8 protein-coding genes are annotated in these 4148 nt (G+C 45.8%); 1 reads left to right on the plus strand and 7 read right to left on the minus strand.

Annotation, left to right across the window (positions count from 1 at the left end; genetic code table 11):
* Window positions 1-39: 39 nt before the first annotated feature.
* The gene (locus tag INE92_RS26185) at window positions 40-1065 is read left to right on the plus strand and encodes a replication initiation protein (RefSeq protein ID WP_004295509.1); all 1026 of its coding nucleotides are present in this window, start codon (window positions 40-42) and stop codon (window positions 1063-1065) included.
* Window positions 1066-1101: 36 nt separating this feature from the next.
* Here the strand turns inward: INE92_RS26185 and INE92_RS26190 are convergent, their stop codons facing one another.
* The 7 genes from INE92_RS26190 to INE92_RS26215 all read right to left on the minus strand — a co-directional run bounded on the left by INE92_RS26190 (window position 1102) and on the right by INE92_RS26215 (window position 3775).
* A complete protein-coding gene (locus INE92_RS26190) occupies window positions 1102-1332 on the minus strand; it encodes a hypothetical protein (protein ID WP_004295510.1) in 231 nt (76 codons plus the stop codon).
* A 19-nt stretch (window positions 1333-1351) separates the two neighbouring features.
* Entirely contained in the window at window positions 1352-1804 is a 453-nt protein-coding gene (gene mbpC, locus INE92_RS26195; RefSeq protein WP_004295511.1) for a mobilization protein MbpC, read from the minus strand.
* Window positions 1761-2555, minus strand: coding sequence for a mobilization protein MbpB (mbpB, locus tag INE92_RS26200; RefSeq protein ID WP_007560590.1), 795 nt, complete (start codon window positions 2553-2555; stop codon window positions 1761-1763). The genes mbpC and mbpB overlap by 44 nt, the downstream gene beginning before the upstream one ends.
* On the minus strand, window positions 2552-2851 hold the full coding sequence (mbpA, locus tag INE92_RS27140; RefSeq protein ID WP_004327437.1) for a mobilization protein MbpA: 300 nt from the start codon (window positions 2849-2851) through the stop codon (window positions 2552-2554). Before mbpA ends, mbpB begins: the two co-directional genes overlap by 4 nt.
* Before the next feature lie 192 nt (window positions 2852-3043).
* Window positions 3044-3241: a hypothetical protein gene (locus INE92_RS26205; RefSeq protein ID WP_004295503.1), complete on the minus strand. Its 198-nt coding sequence runs from the start codon at window positions 3239-3241 to the stop codon at window positions 3044-3046.
* Window positions 3242-3251: 10 nt separating this feature from the next.
* Window positions 3252-3527: a type II toxin-antitoxin system YoeB family toxin gene (locus INE92_RS26210; protein WP_004327436.1), complete on the minus strand. Its 276-nt coding sequence runs from the start codon at window positions 3525-3527 to the stop codon at window positions 3252-3254.
* Window positions 3524-3775, minus strand: a complete 252-nt coding sequence (locus INE92_RS26215; RefSeq protein ID WP_004295507.1) for a hypothetical protein — start codon at window positions 3773-3775, stop codon at window positions 3524-3526. Before INE92_RS26215 ends, INE92_RS26210 begins: the two co-directional genes overlap by 4 nt.
* Window positions 3776-4148: the final 373 nt, after the last annotated feature.

Genomic DNA, 4148 nt, shown 5'->3' on the forward strand with positions numbered 1-4148 from the left:
ATGTGGGGATTGTGTATATTTGCAGCAAATCAATCGTTTATGAAAAAGAAACTACCTATTACCAAGAATAAAGATGTTGTTGTTTCATGGGTATATACATGGTCAAAACAGCAAGACATGTCCATACACGAACAAAGAATAGTTCTTCGCATACTGGAAGCGTGCCAAGCTGAACTAAAGGGAGTAAAACTGAAAGATTATGCAGGCACGAAACGCAAGTTTGAGCATGGACTTTGGGATGTTGATGCACAAATGCATGTATCTGACGTTATTTTTTCCGGACGTGATTACAATGAAATCATAGCCGCACTCGATTCTTTGGCAGGACGTTTTTTTACTTACGAAGATGACGAGGAATGGTGGAAGTGCGGATTTATATCTAACCCAAAATATAAAAAACGCACTGGCATTATAACCTTTCGTGTGTCTAACGACCTTTGGGATGTGTTTACCAAGTTCGCCAAGGGGTACAGAGAATTTGAGTTAAACAAGGCTCTTGCGCTACCTACTGGGTATTCCCTTAGGTTTTACATGTTAATGAGTGGGCAGGTGTACCCTTTGGATATATCCCTTGAAAACTTGAAAGACCGTCTTGGCATACCTGCGGACAAATACAAGGACAAGAACGGAAAAGACAGAATAGATCATTTTGAGGAAAGAGTTTTGAAACCAGCAAAGGCTGCGCTTGATGAGAGCTGCCCATACACTTTCAACTACGTGAAAGTGCGTGAAAACCCAAACAACAAACGTAGCAAGGTGACCGGGTTTAGGTTCTACCCGGTCTATCAACCACAGTTCAGAGATGAAGAACTGGAAGGGAAAGAATTGCAAGCAAAGGTTACAGCACGATATCAGATAGACAGCCATGTGTACGAGTACCTCCGTTATTCCTGCGGCTTCACATCGGAAGAGATAAACCGGAACAAAGAGACATTCATAACGGCACAAGAAAAGATAACCGACCTTATCGGAGAACTGGCTCTCCTAAACGGAAAATCACGAGAAAAGAACAATCCGAAAGGGTGGATTATAAACGCCCTTAAAGGGAAAATCAAGGATAAGTAACAAGATTACCCGGCTGAAACACTCCGGGTAATCTTGTCAAATCAGAGGAACGATTTCCATTTCTACACCAAGTTCTTTCATCTGCTGTTGTATTTCCTCGCTGCTTAGTTTCTCTCTCGCCAGTGCAAGCCCATGAAAGGCGTCCCAGCCTGCCGGCTTCGAAACGATACTACCGTTTAGGACGGCATGGGTGATTTCGCCGCCGGACTTCGCACCCTTGTTCAGTATGAAGAAGAACCGGGGTTCTTCGTGTTCCGTTGTTCCCATAATTCGTAAAGTTAGATGTTTATTTATTCCCCTTTTGTTCCCTTGCCTGCTCTTGGTAGTATTCATAATACTGCTTGTAGTTGTCCCGGTCTTTGGCTGCATCCGTCCAAAGATAGCACATGAAACAAGCGAACAATAGGGAGATAACAGCACAAAGGATTGAGTAGAACGAAATTCGTTTGTCCACATAACCGCCGTTTTTCATTCTGTACCCCTGCCGTTCAAAGTCCGCCAACACGTTTTTTAGGCGATTTTCGGCACTTTCAAGGCTTTTCCCGTCTATTTGTACCTTTCGGGCTGTTGCGTCCTCTATGCGCTTCGTATAGACTTCAACACGCTTTAGTTCTTGATACACCAGTTCTACCGCAAGCTGCGGGTTTACCCTTGGCGTTGTATCTTTTCTTTTCCGGGGGCTGTACTGTCCCTGCTTAACGTTGGAAGCTGCCGCTTCCGGGTGTGAGTTTGTTTCCATGAGATATGTTCATTGAGTTGCACTTCAGTTTGCTTTGTGTCCGCTCGATATGGGCGAGAGTGTAGCCTTTCCCTATCTCGCTTGCCTTATACTCCGTACCGCTTCGGGCTGTGACATAGTAGCCGTTAAGTTTCCCGGTGCTTGCCCTGGCTTCCCGGACTTTAAAACCTCTCTTACCAAGTTCTTCCTTGAATTTGGTAAAGTCAAAGCCCTGCATCTTCTTCAATACGCCGTCCATGGCTTCCTTGATTTCCGCTTTGTTGACTTTGCCAATGTCCTGCGACTGTACAAAGTTCCGTTCCTTGGCTATGGCATTGGCGGCTTCCGTTGCCTTTTTCCCTATCCAGTTGTCCCGGTACAGTTCCCCGGAAAGGGAAACCCGGTTTGCCAGTATGTGCAGGTGGGCTTGCTCTTTCTTGCTCTCCGTACCGCTGTGCCGGATGATGATGTACTGGTGGTTCGCCAACCCCATGCGCTGCATGAAGTCGTTACCAAGTTCCGCCCAGTCCGCATCCGTAAAGGTGGCGCTTTCCTCTATCGAGGGGCTGACCTCGAAACGTAGGCAGTTGTTTTTTACGTTCGGAAAATCAATGTGATACGGTTTCATTTCCTGCACCATTTCCGCACCAGTACACCCATAAAGTTCATGCCGGGCTATCTCGGTGGCTACTGCCTGCCCGTTTATCTCTTTGGCGAGGTCGTACTCCAATGCCGCCACACCATGTGATATGCTTTTCCCTTTCCCTATCATCGTGAGAGTATTTTTTTGAGCTCTGTAATTAGTGCCCGGTTCTCCTCGAACACTTCCCGGTACTGGCGACCACCGAAGTAGTTGTTCAGCCGTTGGAGCGTTCCTTTCAACTGGGCTATGTCCCGGAGAAGCTGCCGTTCCTCCTCGGTGTACCTCTCCCTTGGGCGCCCCCCAAGGGACAAACTCCGGCAGTATTCCGATACGCTTAGACTGCACCGGGCTGCCTGCTCCGCAAGTGCGTCCTTTTCAAGTTCGGTACACCGGAATGTAATCTTTTCGTTCCGTCTTAGTTCCATGCCACAAAGGTAATCTTAAAATCTTTTTGAGCAAAGCGAGAAAAGCAAGAATTGTCCGACAAGGACACTTCTTGCTATATATACACATGCCGCATGGGAATACATCCACGCCAACCGCCCAGCAAAAAGCCCCGGCGTGTTAGAAAATCCCCCACAGCCTAACAAATTCTACCCCATTTCTACCCAAGGGGATTACACGCCGCAGAAGTCATCCGGGAACATGTCTTCCAGTTCGTCCAAATCAATGGTTTCTTCTTCGGACACCTCCACCCATTCAATGTTTTCTTTCCCTCTTATCGCACATGAGTACATCTCGGCGGCGGCAAGAGAAGAGAACACCTCGTGCATAGGCTCGCCGTTCTCTAACCAGTAAACACAATATTCGACCATAACAGTTTTATCATTTATCGTTGTAATGCCCCTCTACCTCCAAGATGTAGACCTCTACCACTTCCTCGTAAATGTCATAGATTATCCGGTCATGGGCGGTAATGTGTCGAGACCATGTAATATCCCCACCGCCCCTTAACGCTTCGGGATGCCCAAGCCCAGTCTTAGGGTGCTCTAACAATTCTTTGTAGATTTTCTTATACTTCTTGAACAAATTGGGGTTTGATTTCTTCCATTTGGCAATCACCTTATCCACCCCGTCGGAAACCCTAATTGTGTACATCATAGACTATCGAAATAAGCGTCAATATCCTCACTGCTTTTGAGGGTAACACACTTTCCGGATTTGATTTCTTCCCTTGCCTTGTCAATCCTTGCTTGCAGCTCCGGGGTTATCATCAAATCTTCACGACCAACTTTTACCAAAGCGTAAATCTCGTTTTTCCTGCGAATTAGTACCTGCTCGCCATTGTCAGCTTTGGTGAAAGACGCTGCGAGGTTGTTACGGTATTCTCTTACTGATAATGCTTCCATATCTGTTTGCTTTTAAATTCAGCACAAAGATAGCTATATTTCAATAAAATACAAACATTTTGTACACAAACGTGTACACGCCATAAAAACCCGTTTCCAATCCTACCGCCCGTTGGTTGGTTTTGCTTTGCTCTTTTTCCCTATCGTTTTTCTTTTTCCGACAGTAAATCAACCACTTAGCTCTATAAATTCCCCTTGTCTGTTATAAGCATCGTCTGTAATATGCTCTATCACTTCTTCGCAAACGCCCATAAATAAAGGGATTAGAACATGTGTTTCCCCACACTTTGGGAGTTTAGTCCCCACACTTTGGGAGTTTAAAAGTAAATTAGTCCCCACACTTTGGGAGTTTTACCCCTCTTTTTTTGTTTTA

Source organism: Bacteroides xylanisolvens, from assembly GCF_018289135.1.
In the GTDB taxonomy this organism is placed as follows: Bacteria; Bacteroidota; Bacteroidia; order Bacteroidales; family Bacteroidaceae; genus Bacteroides; species Bacteroides xylanisolvens.